The 15,859-nt window shown below is 61.4% G+C and carries 12 protein-coding genes and 1 pseudogene; 5 read left to right on the top strand and 8 right to left on the bottom strand.

Annotated features, from left to right (window positions below):
• Positions 1-19 precede the first annotated feature (19 nt).
• The gene (locus AB4O25_RS05220; RefSeq protein ID WP_460150609.1) at positions 20-1,330 is read right to left on the bottom strand and encodes an MFS transporter; all 1,311 of its coding nucleotides are present in this window, start codon (positions 1,328-1,330) and stop codon (positions 20-22) included.
• 174 nt (positions 1,331-1,504) lie between these two features.
• Here AB4O25_RS05220 and AB4O25_RS05215 point away from each other — a divergent pair, with 174 nt between their 5' ends.
• The 4 genes and pseudogenes from AB4O25_RS05215 (at position 1,505) to AB4O25_RS05200 (ending at position 5,538) form a co-directional block, all read left to right on the top strand.
• Positions 1,505-2,611, top strand: coding sequence for a sugar diacid recognition domain-containing protein (locus AB4O25_RS05215; RefSeq protein ID WP_116078919.1), 1,107 nt, complete (start codon positions 1,505-1,507; stop codon positions 2,609-2,611).
• 91 nt (positions 2,612-2,702) lie between these two features.
• Positions 2,703-3,842, top strand: coding sequence for a glycerate kinase (locus AB4O25_RS05210; RefSeq protein ID WP_460150608.1), 1,140 nt, complete (start codon positions 2,703-2,705; stop codon positions 3,840-3,842).
• A gap of 52 nt (positions 3,843-3,894) precedes the next feature.
• Complete coding sequence (locus tag AB4O25_RS05205; RefSeq protein ID WP_460150607.1) at positions 3,895-4,965, top strand: DUF1176 domain-containing protein; 1,071 nt, start codon at positions 3,895-3,897, stop codon at positions 4,963-4,965.
• A 61-nt stretch (positions 4,966-5,026) separates the two neighbouring features.
• A pseudogene (locus AB4O25_RS05200) lies at positions 5,027-5,538 on the top strand (GNAT family N-acetyltransferase).
• On the opposite strand, the gene AB4O25_RS05195 reads toward AB4O25_RS05200, so the two are convergent.
• Positions 5,535-6,227 carry an aspartate/glutamate racemase family protein gene (locus tag AB4O25_RS05195; protein ID WP_065879059.1) on the bottom strand — a complete coding sequence of 231 codons (693 nt, stop codon included), beginning with the start codon at positions 6,225-6,227 and terminating at the stop codon, positions 5,535-5,537. The pseudogene AB4O25_RS05200 and the gene AB4O25_RS05195 overlap by 4 nt on opposite strands.
• A 193-nt stretch (positions 6,228-6,420) precedes the next feature.
• Between AB4O25_RS05195 and AB4O25_RS05190 the strand changes: the two genes are divergently transcribed.
• Entirely contained in the window at positions 6,421-7,092 is a 672-nt protein-coding gene (locus tag AB4O25_RS05190; protein WP_017528059.1) for a DUF3313 domain-containing protein, read from the top strand.
• Here the strand turns inward: AB4O25_RS05190 and AB4O25_RS05185 are convergent.
• The 6 genes from AB4O25_RS05185 to AB4O25_RS05160 form a co-directional block, all read right to left on the bottom strand.
• Positions 7,089-8,075, bottom strand: a complete 987-nt coding sequence (locus AB4O25_RS05185) for a DUF3829 domain-containing protein (protein ID WP_065879060.1) — start codon at positions 8,073-8,075, stop codon at positions 7,089-7,091. The genes AB4O25_RS05190 and AB4O25_RS05185 overlap by 4 nt on opposite strands.
• Positions 8,072-9,622, bottom strand: a complete 1,551-nt coding sequence (locus AB4O25_RS05180) for a J domain-containing protein (RefSeq protein WP_460150606.1) — start codon at positions 9,620-9,622, stop codon at positions 8,072-8,074. The genes AB4O25_RS05185 and AB4O25_RS05180 overlap by 4 nt, the downstream gene beginning before the upstream one ends.
• Positions 9,623-9,659: 37 nt before the next feature.
• Positions 9,660-11,060 (bottom strand): DUF1254 domain-containing protein, encoded by a 1,401-nt coding sequence (locus AB4O25_RS05175; RefSeq protein WP_460150605.1) that lies wholly within the window; start codon positions 11,058-11,060, stop codon positions 9,660-9,662.
• 152 nt (positions 11,061-11,212) lie between these two features.
• Complete coding sequence (locus AB4O25_RS05170) at positions 11,213-11,575, bottom strand: response regulator (RefSeq protein WP_017528055.1); 363 nt, start codon at positions 11,573-11,575, stop codon at positions 11,213-11,215.
• A gap of 251 nt (positions 11,576-11,826) precedes the next feature.
• On the bottom strand, positions 11,827-15,249 hold the full coding sequence (locus AB4O25_RS05165; RefSeq protein ID WP_460150604.1) for a hypothetical protein: 3,423 nt from the start codon (positions 15,247-15,249) through the stop codon (positions 11,827-11,829).
• A complete protein-coding gene (locus tag AB4O25_RS05160; protein WP_460150603.1) occupies positions 15,246-15,674 on the bottom strand; it encodes a hypothetical protein in 429 nt (142 codons plus the stop codon). Before AB4O25_RS05160 ends, AB4O25_RS05165 begins: the two co-directional genes overlap by 4 nt.
• Positions 15,675-15,859 lie beyond the last annotated feature (185 nt).

Below are 15,859 nucleotides of genomic sequence, written 5' to 3'. Positions count from 1 at the left end.
CCCTCCCGCGCTGACCGCATCAGGCGTTGAGGGTGCGCGTCATCCGCAATGCCAACACACTGCCGGCCACAATCACTGCGGCCAGCAGGTAAAGCGCCATATCCGTGGACCCGGTGGCATCCTTCACGAAACCGACGATATACGGGCTGAGGAAGCCGGCCATCTGGCCCATGGAGTTGATCAGCGCCAACCCACCGGCCGCCGCGCCCGCGCTGAGCATGGCGGTAGGCACCGGCCAGAACATCGGCAGGCCGGTGAGGGCGCCCATGGTGGCGATAGTCAGCCCGAGGATGGCGAGCGCCGGCGTAGTGGCGAAATTCACCGCGATCACCAAGCCAATGGCGCCCATCAACATCGGCACCACCAAGTGCCAGCGACGCTCTTTGCGCAAGTCGGCGGAACGCCCCACCAGCAACATGAATACCGCCGCCAGCAGGTAAGGGACCGCACTGAGCCAGCCAATCACCAGGTTATCGCTGAACCCCAGGTTCTTGATGATCGACGGCAACCAGAAGTTGATCGCGTACACACCGCTCTGGATGCAGAAGTAGATCAGCCCGAAGGCCCAGATGGCCGGGTTCTTGAATACTTGCCCCAGCGAGTCGGTGGTGGCCTTGGGTTTGTTTGCCAGGTCGGTGGCCTGGTCGGTTTCCAGCACCGCGCGCTCGTGCGGCGTGAGCCACTTGGCGTTGGCGAAGCTGTCACTGAGCAGGAAGTAGGCGAGGGCGCCGAGGATCACGGTCGGGATGCCTTGCAGCAGAAACATCCACTGCCAGCCGGCCAAGCCACCTTGGCCGGCGGCGAAGTGGTTGAGAATCCAGCCGGAAAACGGGCTGCCGAGCAACCCCGACACCGGGATCGCCGACATGAACAGGGCCATGATCCGCCCACGACGGAACGTCGGGAACCACTGCGAAAGGTACAGCACCACACCGGGGAAGAACCCGGCTTCGGCGGCACCGGTAAACAGGCGCAGGGTGTAGAAATGCGTCGGCGTGGTCACGAACAACAGGCAGGTGGACAGGGTGCCCCACACGATCATCATCAAGGCAATCCAGCGACGTGGACCGAACCGGGTCAGCGCCAGGTTGCTCGGCACGCCGCACAGCACGTAGCCGATAAAGAAGATCCCGGCTCCCAGGCCGTACACGGTTTCGCTGAACTTCAGTGCATCGAGCATCTGCAACTTGGCAAAGCCAACGTTGACCCGGTCGAGGTAGTTGAACAGATAGCAGATGAAAATGAACGGGATCAGGCGCAGGGTAATGCGCTTGTAGATGGCGTTTTTATCGTCATCGGTGGCCAGTGGGGCAGCGGCGCTCTGTGACATGGCGTTCTCTCTATTTATTATGATTTTGCGCGATGCGCGGGTAACGTTGATCGCCCAACGAGTCTCGGCCACGCGGCGGGGTGCTGTCTTTGTGCTCGCGCACAGACAAGCCGGCTTTGCGCTGTGCCGATGAACAACCCTGCCGTGCAGGACTTTTTCGAGGAGATGGCCCCCGTGTTCGAGCTGGATCATGACCTGGCGCAGGATATCGTCGATCGGACCATGGCGATTTTGCCCTACAACGTCAACGTCATGGACAGCCAGGGGCTGATCCTGGGCAGCGGTGAAGCCGAGCGCGTCAACACCCGCCATGAGGGGGCGCAACTGGTGCTGGCCAATGGGCGCGTGGTGGAAATCGACGGCCAGACCGCCAAGCACCTCAAGGGCGTGCAGCCGGGTATCAACCTGCCGCTGATGCACGATCAGCGCCTGATCGGCGTGCTGGGCATCACCGGCGAGCCGGAGTTGCTGCGCACGTATGCCGAACTGGTGCGCATGACCGCCGAAATGCTGGTCAGCCATCGTCACCAGCAAGCCGAGCAGCACTGGCGGCGCCAGCGTTGCGATGACCTGCTGGCATTGCTGCTGGCCGACACCGGCGACTCACCGCGCCTGGTCGATGAAGCCCAGCAACTGGGGCTCAAACCGCAACTGGCGCGCACGCCTTACCTGTTCGAGCTGGGCCCTGGCCAATCGGCGGAAGCCTTGAGCGCCTGGCTGACCTCGCGTTACCCGGACAGTTGGTGCGTCAGCTCAGCGCAGTTTTCGCTGTTGTGGTGCCGGCCGGCGGCCGTTCAGGTGGACAACCTGCGCCTGCTGGAGAAGCTCGACGCTCAAGGTTGGACGATCCTGCGGGTGGCCGTGGGCGGGCAAGCCAATGGTTTGCCCGGCCTGCGGCGTTGCTACCGACGCGTCGGTGACCTGCTGGCGTACGGTCGCGATGTGCTGCCGCACTCGCGGCTGCTGACGCTCAGCCGTTATCGCCTGCCGGTGATGCTCTGGCGCCATCGCAACGATGATGCCCTCGACGAACTGCTCAACCCTCTGCGCAACGTGCTGGCCAAGGACAGCAACGGCCAACTGCTGGCCACGCTGCGCAGCTGGTGCGAGCACGACGGCCAGAGCCAGGCCTGCGCCGATGCGCTGGGCATTCACCGCAATAGCCTGCGTTATCGCATGGAGCGCATCGCGGAACTCAGCGGCGTCGACCCGTTGACCCTGGACGGCATGCTTGCCTTGTACCTCGGCGTGCAGTTGCTGCCCCAGTCTTTGTCGGAATGAACAACAAAGCTCACCCGCACTTGTGCATCTGACCGGCGTCAATCCCGGTGCCAGCTGGCAGCATGGGCGTTATAAAAACCGGAGAAAGCCCATGAAAATCATCATCGCCCCCGACTCGTTCAAGGACAGCCTGAGTGCTGAAGGCGTCGCCCAGGCTATCGCCCATGGGCTGGCCCAGGTCTGGCCGGACGCACAGTTGATCCAATGCCCGATGGCGGACGGCGGTGAAGGCACGGTGGATTCGGTGCTCGCCGCCTGCCACGGCGAACTGCGCCACCAAACGGTGCGCGGGCCGCTGGGCGCGGCGGTCGACGCGCGTTGGGGCTGGTTGGCCGACAGCCGCACGGCGATCATCGAAATGGCCGAAGCCAGCGGTCTGCAACGGGTGCCGCCCGGCCAGCGCGATGCGTGCATCACCAGCACCTTCGGCACCGGAGAACTGATCCGCGCGGCCCTGGATGCCGGTGCCCAGCGCATCATCCTGGCGATTGGCGGCAGTGCCACCAACGATGGCGGTGCCGGAGCGATGCAAGCGCTGGGTCTGCAAGTGTTCGACGCCCAGGAGCAAGCGCTGGCACCTGGCGGCCTGGCCTTATCGCGCCTGGCCCGTATGAGTCTTGAACACCTCGACCCACGCTTGGCCGAGGTGCGCTTTGAAATCGCCGCCGACGTAAATAACCCACTGTGCGGCCCCCAGGGTGCCTCGGCGATTTTCGGCCCGCAGAAAGGTGCCACCCCCGAGCACGTCAGGCAACTTGACGCTGCGCTCGGCCATTTCGCCGACCATTGTGCCCGCGTGTTGCCCAGGGATGTACGCGACGAACCCGGCAGCGGCGCAGCGGGTGGCCTGGGCTTCGCCGCCAAAGCCTTCCTGGGGGCGCAGTTCCGTGCGGGTGTGGAGGTCGTGGCTGAGTTGGTCGGCCTTGATCAAGCCGTGCGCGGCGCCGACCTTGTGATTACCGGCGAAGGCCGTTTCGACGCCCAGACCCTGCGCGGCAAAACCCCGTTTGGCGTGGCGCGCATCGCCCGGCAACACGGCGTGCCGGTGATCGTCATCGCCGGCACCCTGGGCGATGGTTACGAGCAGATGTACGCCCATGGCGTCGACGCCGCATTCGCGTTGCCTTCAGGGCCCACCAGCCTGGAACAGGCGTGCGCTGAAGCACCGCGTTTGTTGAGTGAGCGGGCGGCGGATATTGCGCGGGTATGGCGGGTGGCAACCCGGCGCTGACGCCCCGGCCCGAACATGGGACAATCCGCGCCTTTTCGACACGGAGAGTCCCATGCTGCGCCCCGCACTCCTGGCCCTGCTGCTGAGCGGCACTGCCACCCTCGTTCAAGCCAAGCCCGACAGCGTACCGCTGCTGCGGGAAATCAAGGAATGGGTGATCGGTTGCGACAACCTGCGCAATTGCCATGCCCTCAGCGCGCCCAGTGGGGTCGACGAAGAGGACTACAGCTCGTTGACGTTGCACATCTGGCATCAGGCCGGGGCCGAGGGCTACCTGCGCTTGCGCTTCGACCATCGTGGCGAAGCGCTGGACCTGGCCACCTTGCGATTGGACGGTCAGCCGCTGGGCCTGGAGTTGACTCGGGATCTGCACGTCGAACTGGACGATCAGGGCGGCGATCCCGAGGTGCGGTCCTACGGTGTGATCGAGGAGGCCGCGGCCCGCCGTTGGTTGCAGGCCTTGCGCGATGGCAAGCGTCTGGAGCTACCGGATGACAAGGACGCCCATGTGTCGTTGAGCGGGCTGAGCGCTTCGCTGCTGTTGATAGATGCGGTGCAGGGGCGGGTTGATAACCTCACCGCGCTGGCCCGGCCGGGTAAAGGCGCGGCCAGTGCCGTGCCGGCGCGTTTGCCGACCCCGGTATTGCGCAAATTCCCGGGGGCACCCGCGTTGACCACACAGGAGCAGGCCGGCCTGGTAGCGGCTGCGCTGCGCCCCATCACGCCTGAGGTCAACGGCACGGGCGGCGAACCGGAGGCCAGCGCCGGTGCGCTGACGGCGCAGCAAGCAATGACCGTGGTGCGTTATGACTGCGCGGCCTACAACTGCGAGTACGACGTGGTCAGCCGCCAGCGCCAGGCGCCATATGCCGAAACAACCCTGCAGCTTGAGTCTTTGCCACTGGAGGACGCGGCGCTGCAAGGCTCGGTCGGCTATGACCCGGCCACGGGCACCTTGAGCTACTTCTACAAACAACGCGGGATCGGCGATTGTGGCGGCGGGGGTGTGTGGGTGTTTGACGGCAAGGGGTTCCAGCTCAGCGAATTCAAAATGATGCCGCGTTGCACCGGGGTGGCCTACGGGGATTGGCCGTCTTTGTGGTCGACCGCACCTGCGCCCTAGCCATCAAGCGGGGAGGGCCTCTACACTGGCCGGCCATGTGTTATTCAAAGGATGAAGCACCATGCACACGCCTGAACCTCATATCGTCATCCAGCGCTTTACCGAGGCCCATCTTGAAGGCGTTGCGGCGCTCTATAACGAACCTGCCGTGTGCCGTCAGGTGCTGCAGATGCCTTTCCAATCGGTGGAGGCGTGGCGCAAAAACTGGTGATGGACGATGAGCGGCGCCTGCAACTGGTGGCCGTGCATGGCGGCGAGGTCATTGGCCAACTCGGCCTGCAACAGTACCTGCGCGTGCGCCAGGCCCATGTCGGTTCGTTCGGCATGGGCGTGGCCACGGCCTGGCAAGGCAAAGGCGTGGGCTCGCGCCTGTTGACGGCCGCGCTGGACGTGGCCGACAACTGGATGAACCTGCATCGTGTGGAGCTGACGGTGTACGTCGACAACGAAGCGGCGCAACGCCTGTACCGTAAATTCGGCTTCGAGGTAGAAGGTGTGCTGCGTGACAGCGCCCTGCGTGATGGGGTGTTTGTCGACACCGTCAGCATGGCGCGCCTGCGCACGCGCGCTTAGTCCTGCAAGGCAAACGCCACCGCCGCCTGCGCATGCAGCGCGGTGGTGTCCAGCAGCGGCAACTCGCTGTGTTCGGGCTTGATCAACAGGCCGATTTCCGTGCAACCGAGGATCACCGCCTGAGCGCCGCGCGCGGCCAGGGACTGGATGACCCGTTGGTAAGTCCGGCGTGAAGTGTCGCTGATCACGCCGACGCACAGCTCCTCATAGATAACGCGATGCACCTCCTTGCGTTCATCCGCGTCCGGTAACAACACGGTCAGGCCGTGGCCGGTCAGTCGGGACGTAAGAAAGTCCTGCTCCATGGTGAAGGCCGTGCCGAGCAAACCAACCGTCAACGTCCCAGCCTCCACGGCGGCCAACGCGGCGGCATCGGCGATATGCAGGAACGGAATCGACACTGCCGCTTCGATTCGCGGCGCCAGCTTGTGCATGGTGTTGGTACACAGCACCACGCATTCGGCGCCACCCGCCTGCAAGCGGCGGGCGGCATCTTCGAGGATCAGCGCGGTGTCGTCCCAGCGTCCGGCATGCTGGGCTTGCTCCACCGGGCCGAAGTCCACGCTGTACATCAACACTTGTGCCGAGCGCAGCGGGCCGAGTTGGTCGCGCACGCACTGGTTGATGATGCGGTAATACTCGGCGCTGGACTCCCAGCTCATGCCGCCGATAAGGCCGATGGTGCGCATGTGATGTTCCTGACAATGGATGTGGTTTCACCTTACTCACTGGCAGGGCAATAGTCATACGCAGTTACCGCGCAAATGAGCGGTGCAGTTTGGTCTGAGCGCGCATGCCAGGCGCCGTCAATGAGGTGTATTCCCCAGGATTGGCTATACCTACAGCTCATTCTTACGATGATGATCGCCAGGGAGTTCAATGATGAAGCTAAGGCTAATGATCAGCGCGCTGTGCGTCGCCTCGATCGGCATGGCGGGCTGCGCCAGCAAGGTCACGCAACCGGACGAGTATTCAGGGTTCCTCTCCAACTACAGCCAACTGAAGAAAGCCACGTCACCCTCGGGCGCTGAAGTGATGCGCTGGGTCGATCCCACGCTGGACTTGAGCCGCTACACGGCGGTGTACATCGAGCCCACTCAGTTCTATCCCACGCCACAGGCCAGCGCAAAAATCCCGCAGAGCACCCTCAGCGGCATCAACAGCTATTTCAACCAGGCGCTCAAGCGTGAGCTGGCCAAGTCATTGCCCTTGGCGAACGGCCCGGGCCCTGGCGTGATTGTGGTCCGTGCCGCAATCACTGCCGTCAGCAGCAAGACCGAAGGCCTCAAGCCCTATGAATTCATCCCGGTAGCGTTGGTGGCGGCAGCGGTGAGTACCGGCGCGGGTATTCGCGACCAGGAGACCACCTTGGGCACCGAGGCGCAGTTTCTGGATGGCGCCAACGGCAAGGTCCTCGCCCAGGTGGTGCGCAAAGGCACCGGCAAGCCGCTGTCAAATGACTCGCAGGTGATGAAGGCCGATGACGTGAAAGAGGTGATCGATGGTTGGGCGTCAGATCTGCATCAGTCCTATGTGAAGCTCAAAAAACACTAGAACGCATTGCGCGCAAGGCGGTTGTAGTAGCTCAGAAGGGCGTCGTAGCGACGCGTGACGAGGTAGTAGTCCTCACTCAGTTGCGGTGGCGCGGCGTGTGCGAGCCAGTCTTGGCGAAGGGTGGTCAACGCCGCAAGGTATGCCTCTGCCGCCGGGCTGATCGTATACCAGAGGTTACTGGCTTCTTCATCCCGAGGGTTGCCGGGATGCAGGCGTTTGTACGCGTTGCCGTTATCCGCCGCCGCCTGCACGGCCGCGGCCAGGTCGGCGACGGTCTGCGGTGTCAGGCTGGCATCGCGCATGTCACGTTCAATCCGGTCAACGGCATGGCGCGCGGCGATCATGTAATTGAGTACGTGCCAGTGAAGGTCGCGGCCCATACGGGCTTCGATACGCGCCAACTGCGCGGGGCGTACGCTCAGGTCTTCACGTTCCAGTTGGTTGCGCAGGCCGGTTGAGACCGCCAGGTAGTCTTCGCCGACGTCGACCAGTTGGGCGAGCAGTGGTTTGTTCATGGCCTCAGCGACCATTTGCTGAACACCTTGAGGCACGCCATCGGGCGGCGGCATTGCCGTGATTTTGTCCGTCAGCGAGGTGAGTTTCTGCAGCCGGTAGGCGTACACACTGGCCAGGCCGATCAATGGGCTGCCGGGTTGCTGGCGCTCCAGTTTCAGGGTGTACAAGGACGAGCACACCGATGCTTGGATAATCCGCGGTTCGGGCTCGTTTCTGTCGCCGAAGTTGTCGTGCTCGGGCGCTTGTGGCGACGCGGCATGCAGGCGGTAGTACGCCAAACGGGTGTCCCGATCAATACGGTTCACGCAGTCAATGAGGGGGGCCAGCGCACTGGCTGTTGCCGTGGACGGGCTGTCACGCTGGTCCAGCCACAATTGCGCGTATTGCAAGGGTTTGGTCGCGCCGGCGACACCGAGCAGCCCCAGGCCCAACACCAGGCTTATGGGCACCAGCCATTTCGGATTCATCGCTTGGCCTCCTGGCCGTACCACTGCGTGTGCGTGGCGGGTGCCTGGCATTCGGTCGCGCTGCGCGGCATGCGGCTGCACAGGCGCTCGGTCCACTGTTGCAGGCCCTGGTTACGGGTGATCAGATGGCTGTTATCGAGCACCTTCAAACCGGCGTACAGCACAACTGCGCCGACGAGACCCAACGCGCCGCCCAGCACGGCCCAGCGCGGGTGGCGGGCGGACCAGGGGGTGTGGTGGTTGGTGAAGGGGCGCCTGATCAAGCCGACCAGTGCCAGCACCACGACCAGGGTCAAGCTGGCCAGCGGGTTGAACACATACCCCAGTGCTCCCGCCACAACGAGCCCCGGCAGCAGATCGCGTATCGGCAGCAACGGCAAGTGGCTGGCGCTGATCCAGCGCGGCAATCGCTGGCTGAGCCGTTCATCCAGCACGCGATAGTGGTGAGCCCATGGTCGCCAGCCCTGCCAGGCTACGCCCGCGCAGACCACGGCGCCTATCGCCCACACAATGCCCTGGCCCAGGGTCGGGATGATCTTCCCGGCCAGGCTTTCAACCTGTACCAGCATGCCCACCAGGCAACTGAGCACCAGCGCGACGATCCACGGCCAGGTGTCCAGGGCCGAATCCCAGCCTTGCCAAAAATACACGGTGCCGCCGGGCATCGCTTCGGCGACGCTGATGTGGTCGGCGTAAAGATCGGCGCTGAGCTGCTGGCAGGCCTTCCAGTCGTGCTCGTCCAGGCGTTGCGCGAAGGCGCGGCGCTGGCCCAGGCTCATCGGCGCGAGCAGTAAACGCGCGGCGCGCTGTTCCGGGCTGTAGGGCGGTTCGGCGGCCAAGGCGCGTTGGCGTGCGAGAAAGGCCGGCCCTTGCTGGCGTTTCAACAAGAGCGCCCACTCGTCGGCCGGGCAGGCATGATCTGCGCCACCGTGCCAGCGCTGCCCGGCACACACGGCGTCGAACAGCGTGCTTGACCAGTAATGATGATGGGCAAGCAGCCTGGCCAACCATTCATTGAACCACTCGGCATGGGGATGATTGTTCACCCAGGCATGCTCATGACGTGCGGCGTAGGCCGCCAGGAACGCGGCGTCGTCGTGCTGCCCAAGCGCCTCATACAGCGGGCGCTGCAATTGCTCGCGCTGCTGTCGCTCCAGGGCGTCGATCAATGCGCTGGGCAATTCGAGCCGTTGCCAGGCAGTCAGCCAGTTGAAGGTTTCGAAGGCCCACCGCGTGTCCTCGGCATTCAGCTCGCCTTCGATGCAGCGCTGCAACAGATGGATCTCAAGGAACAACGCCGTGCCATCGGCCATTGCCGCTTCATAGCGCTGGGCAAGGGTTTCGCCGAGGGCTTCGACGAGCACCTCGGCCTCGGGCTCCTGCTCGTTCTCACGCCAGGCCAACGCGGCTTCATAGGCTTCGCGCAGGCGCTGGAAGCCCTGCGGGTCGTCGTCCGGACGCGTCTTTTTCAACAAGGCCGCGTAGTGGCGCTTGATCGTGCGGCTATCGGCATCCGGCGCCAGGCCGAGGATGTTCCAGCAATTCATTTGCGATGCAGCTCCCTGACGACGGCCCGGCGTGCGGTTATTTGAGTGGCGTCAACGGTGGCAATTTCCACTGGCCATTGCTGGCTTCGGGCTTGGGCAGGTACACGCGCAGTACCGCATAGAACGGCGCCGGCGGGGCGGGCAGCCAGTTGGCCTGTTCCGCCTTGGGTGGCTCGTGGTGCTGCAATGCCAGGGTCAGGCCACCGTCGGCGTCCAGCTTCAGGCCCGGCAGCATGCGCGAGTTGATCAGGTAACGTTTTTTATGGTTCGGCACCAGTTGATGGGTCTTGGCGTCGTACAGGGTCAGTGACCAGAACGCATCGGCCGGCGGCAGTTGGTCCTTGCTGAAATGCACGGTATAGCTATGACGCGCGCCGTTGGCCGGTTTGCCTTCGCTATCGTCACGGTAGGTGAATGACACGGCTTCGTCGGCGGAGTTGCCGAAAATCCCCAGGTCGGCACCGGCGTAGCGGTACAGGTAATTGTTTTGCAGACGGTCACGGCTGCCGTACAGGTCGCTGCGGGCGACCTGATGAGTGTCGATCTTGTCTTTTTTGAAGGCCGCGAATTCGGCGCGAGCATCGGAAATGCCGTCCTCCAGCGCCTTGCGCTGTTCAGCGGTCAATTGGTTGGCCTTGAACGGCGCGCCAGGCGCCACACCGATCTTGGCAAAACGCGCCAGCAGCTCTTTTTCACTGTCCTGGGGGGCGGCGAAGGCCAACATGAAGTTCAGGTAACGAAACAGCTGTGGGCCTTCGGTCATGGTCGCCATGGGCTTGGGCCAGGCGAGTTTCGGCGCCTTGGCCGGTGCGGCCTGCATCACGTAGCTGCTCAGTGACTGCACCTTGTAGCCATTCTGGATCTGCTTGACCTTGTTCAGGTCTTTGTCATCAAACAACTGGGTGCGATACAGCGCATAGGCGACGTTGCTTTCGCTGTAGACCACGCGGTCCACGTCCACGGGTTGCTGCCCCTTCCAGTCGGGACCGGCGATCATGTAATGACCACCGTTGTTGCCGGTGCTGCGCGTGCCCAGGTAGGCGATGTTTTGCGTGTACAGGTCAACCAGTTGCACGGCGTAGTAACGGTCGTCCTCGATTTTCGGCAGCGTCAGCACCAAAGGCTCGCTGCGCAGGTCCATCCACACGAAGGAATACGCCATGTCGGCATTCGGGGTCGTCAAGGCGGTGTCTTTGGGGCTGGTCACCGGTGCGGTGGTACCGATACGGTTGAACGGCGCCTTGAATTCAACGCCGCCCTTGTCGACAGCCTGGGCGTAGAGCGTCTTGTACATCTGCACCACGGGGAAGCCGTAAAGGTAGGCTTCCTTTGCAATGGCCCGCGCTTCGCTCGGGGTTGCCGTGAAGTCGGCCAAGGCACCGCCGCTCAGCAATAAAGAGAGGCTCGCCAGCAGCAGGCGCGTGGGTTTTGCAATCATGTTGTTGCATCCTTCGTGAGTGCTTTTGAAGAAATGTGTTGAATGGCGCACGAGCGCGCTGAGTTTCCGTTTTTATTCGCCGCAGGTCACGTAAATCTGTGCGGGCCGGACACAAAAATGCCGCCCCGGAAGGCGGCACTGGCAAGCCGACATCATTCAGTGCCGAGGATAGACCTGACCTTGTCGCGCAACTGGTCGATGGAAAACGGTTTGCCTATCACGTGCATGCCTGCGGGCACATCGATGTTTTCGGCATAGCCGCTGGCAAACAGGATCGGCAGGGCGGGGTGCAATTCACGCACCTTGTGGGCCAACTGCTTGCCGTCCATGTCCGGCAGGCCGACGTCCGTCATCATCAGGTGGATGTTCTGGTCAGGGTTTTGCACGTGTTCCAACGCACGTCCAGCGTCGGCGGCTTCCAGCACACGGAACGCCAACTCCTCCAATACATCGACGATCAACATGCGCACGATGTCGTCGTCTTCGACGACAAGGATGGTGGAGGTGGAGGGCATAAAGAGGCGTCCTGAAGATGGGAGGGCGGGGGCTTGCTCAGTCCGAAGACCATCCTCTACTGAGTTGTCTGCGCCCCGGCAAGTTCCCGACAAAAGAAGGCTATTGTGCAGGCAATAGGCCTTGATGTCTTGTGACGAGGTTAAATGCCCGCCGGGAAAGGACTTGCCCGCAGGCAGGCGCAAAAGCGTCAGGTTGACGGTCGCCTGGCAAATCGACCGTCGCACCTGCACTTTTGGGCCTGGGGCATGGCTTACAGATCAGTCAAAAACAAGTCCTGCACGCTACCTGGCACGGTGGCGGTCACGCTATTCAACGCGGGTTCCTCGAATACCGAAATCTTGTACTCAGGCACCTGGGGGTTCTGGCCGAAATGTGCCAACAGGTATTTAGTCCTGCCGGATTTTAATGTGCTTTCCAGCGCGGCGCTCATTTGCGCCTCCGTGGAAAAGGTCGCCTTCCCATAGTTAGGGTCGAAATAAAACCATTCCTTCTTGCCATTGGAAATAACCACGCCGGCGGTGAAGCCGTGATCGGGGCCATTGATTAAAAGGGTTTTTGAAGTGCGGGCACCGGCCAGCTCTGAAATGATCTGCGTGTAAGGAACCTGCCTCGCCTGCATACCATGATGGAATTGACCGCCCAGTATTTCCTGCAGCTGACTTATCTGGTCGTTGAACTTGGCAACTTTCGATGCCTTGAGCTCTTGGATACCGGCGTTGACGGGGTCGGTTTTGCGCAATTGGGCAATGTCGCCGGGGCTAAGCGTAGGCACCATCGCGACATACAGGTTCTTGATAAACGTATCCTGCTTGCGATGCTTCACGGCGGCGGCCATGACATTGGAAAGCGCCGCGCACTCGCCGCCCGAGAGCGGGGAGACTTGACTGAGGTAATACCCTTGGGGAATCGGCGTTGCCTTGCCACCGGCGGCAGTGATTTCAGCGGCGAATTCCTTGAAGTTCTCCTGGCTGACTTTGATTCGTCGATTTTCCAAATACTTGACCAGCTGTCCAAACTCTTCTGATGTACGCCCGGGGGCAATGGCAAGTTCTGCGAGCTGGTAGTTAGTCAGTGTGTCTGAAAATTCGCGGATGCCTTCTGGGTTCCCCGAGTCGTAGCCTGTCTTAAACATGTCTGCGTCGACGATTTGCGCAGCTTCACGTGCGGATTTAAAACGCTCGGGCAGCGCTTCAAGTTCATCTATGCGTTTTACCAGGCTACCAAGCTCTGCTGGCGTACGGCGTTCGGCAACGGCAAGACGTTTCAAATCCTCAATACTCAGTGCTGTGGAATAGCCATAGATAGCGTCTGGTTTAACGTTGTTCTGGCCCAGTATGTAGGCTGCCTTGTCCTCGGTTTTGGCGTTGGCCACAGCGGCCATGAAGTCACGGCGATAGTTAGGGTTATTCGCGGGTGGCGCCAATACCGAACCGATCATCTTGCCAAACCAGCTGTCGGCAAACGCTTTTATTTCGCCTTCGAGCGCAGCCACTTTCGGCGTAAAGTCTTTGAGCGCCGGGCCATACGGGCGATGGTTGATGGCGTCATAGCCATACCATTTTCCCTCCCTGAATACAGCGCTGCCGCCGACGGTCTGCTCGGCTATTTTGAAGGTGCCCAGCGCGGCGACGTCATACGTTTTACTGGCCGCTTTCAACAAGTCATAACTACCGCTCGCGCCCTTGAACTTGTTAAGCCATTCGCCGGTTTTGGCAAGCCCTTTGCCCGCCAGCTTTGTCGCGCCCATCAATGCATCGCCCGCCCCGCCGACCGGGTTGAGCGCCTCAAGCGCGGTAACGCCAATGAATTTGGCAACTTTGGCCGCCTTGCCTGCGGCGCTGATACTTTGAGCGCCCTTGGCCAGAGCTTTTGAGGCCTGAGCCGCCTTGCCTGCGCCCAACGTTACCAAGCCGATGATGTCCACCCCCAGATCAAACAAGCCGTCGCCTACCTGGCCGTTTTTGAAGTTGACGATGGCGGATCGAAAAGGGATGAGGTTCAGAAAAAACTCACCTATTGCCGCATTCGCCTGTCGAGCCTTATCGTAAGAGGTGACGCCCTTGGCGTAATTCAATAAGTCTTCATTGCCGAGATCCAGGGATTTGACGAAGGCGTCAGCAATCAACTCTGTTCGAGAGCCACCGTAGCTATACGGCGTGTAATCAGCACCGGTCCACTCTGCGGTGTGATCAGCACCTACCCATCCTCCGGTTTGATTGGCACGCTCGCCGTTGTAGGGATCAAAGAGCTCGGTTCGGGAAATAATGTTCGCCGTGCGCGTATCCAACTTCTCGCGGCTGTAGGGCTCGCTGAACTTATTGCTTAGGTAGTTCTGTTTTTCGATGCTCGCCTTACGGGTGTCAATCTCATAAATATTGACTTCGCCGTTTCGCGTGGTTTTTACGTGCAGTGTATGCCCGCGTTTTTCCAAGGTGAGCGGCGAAAGCAAATCCATCGCTACCTTGTAATCATTGGTGTGCAGGAACTCTATCTTGCCAAACTCAAGGTTTTTTCGATCCTCCAGCGGTAGCTTGGAAAGCAGGTATTTGACCATCCCCGCATGGCCTTCGCTTTGAGATTCCAGCGCTTCTTTGTACTGGGTATTAAACACATCAACGACGTGGAAACGCTCAGACCTGCAGTACGCATTGAATGCCGTCATCGGCACGAGACTGCGACTGCTTTCCCAACGGAAGCCGGACTGGAGTTTGTCACCCTCCATCGCGATGTCGAGCATCGAACGCAAGGTCGGATCGCCCCGACGCGTGTTCCCAAAGCGCTTTTGCAGCACCTTTTGCTCAAATATCTGGGGGTCGTGGTCGGGGAATTCCTGCTTCAGGCAGTACAGGGCAATTGCCTTGCGGCTGGGAAAGGGCGTCTGGAGCTGGGTGGAGACGTGGGTCAGCGCCTCTAACTTACTGTTGTAGTGGATTCTGATGCGTTCGATTTGCGCATCGCCCGGCACTTGTTCGGCGCTCTCCAACACACCGTTGACGACGGCCCAATCCCTCAAGACTTCACGCTGAACCCGATCATCAGCGAGCGCCATGCCTTCAGCTGCGAGCAATACCTGGGCATAGGACATGTTTTGTACGCTGCCCGGTGCCTGCGCCTCCAGCTTGGCCACTTCAATCGTTAGTTGAGACCAGGCAATGCTGCCATACGTCACGCTGGCGGGAAGGTCTTTGACCAGATACTGCGGTGCAGTGCGTGAAAGCAGGAGATGAGCGGCGAATTTGGCGGTTTGAGTGGTCGCCCGGCCACTGTCGATCAAGTGTTGACTCAGCCGGTCCACAATGACAGAAGCGTGTTGCCCCCATTGCGCCTGTGCGTCCAACTGAAAACCAGCCACAGCATTACGGACCGGGCCAGTGAGCGACTCCGGATCAAGCCCCACCTGAATGGCCGTTAATAGATAGTCATAAATGCTGGTACCTGATGAAGCGCCCTTCAAGTGCGTCTGCAGGGCTTGGCCCAGCGCCTGGGCCTTGGGCGTGTCCAGCAACTGTTGAAGCGCTGTACGTGGCGCCTGAAGGTCGGCCGCGGTTGTTGGGCTGCCGCTCAGCAAATAAGCCAATGCGCCTTTACTCGCATCCGCCAATGGTAAGCCTGCCAATGAAGTGTGAGTGGACTGCAGGAAGTCGGCGATGCTCTGCCGGCCCTCTGTTGTCATGGGCACCGGCCAGGAAAGCCCACCCCCAGATTGCCCAGCGGGTGCAACGCGGCCTTCTGGTTCAGGGTTTTGACCAGCTCACCCAGCGCGTCCAATGAGGTCGGTACCTTCAAGCCATTTTGCAGTAAGAACGACTCAAGGCTGACTTGGCTCTCGGGGGCCAGTCGGCTCGTCACCTCGGCGCTCGTCAGTGAGTCGTCGGCAGGGACGCGTGCGGTGAGGTCCTGATGCACGGCGCTCAATTTGGCCGCCAACACCTCCCAGTTGCGTTGGTTGGCTAATGCGGCTTGAAGTCCGGAAACGCCGGCCGGAGCCGCTGGCCCTGGAGCGATGACGGGTTCAATTGCGCTCGCGGAGGCGTGGGGCGTTTCCGCACGGGGAAGATTGACGATGGCGGGGGCCGGGAGGCTAGTGATCGAAGCCATTACATTTACCTGTCGTAATTTGGGAAGGTACCGCGCCGAAAAGTGCTTCCCTGAACCCTCGGCCGCTCCCTGTGTGTGCAGTCGTCCTGCGTACATTCCGTTACGGTTGTCAGAATTCGTGTACAAGTCCCGATGCCACAGCCCGCATGCGTGTCTGATATGGGTAGGCATGCTCCGCGAAAAGC

It is taken from the genome of Pseudomonas sp. S3_A03, from assembly GCF_054668275.1.
The sequence above is the reverse complement of the archived record's forward strand: the minus strand, read 5'-3'. Positions and strand labels throughout refer to the sequence as shown.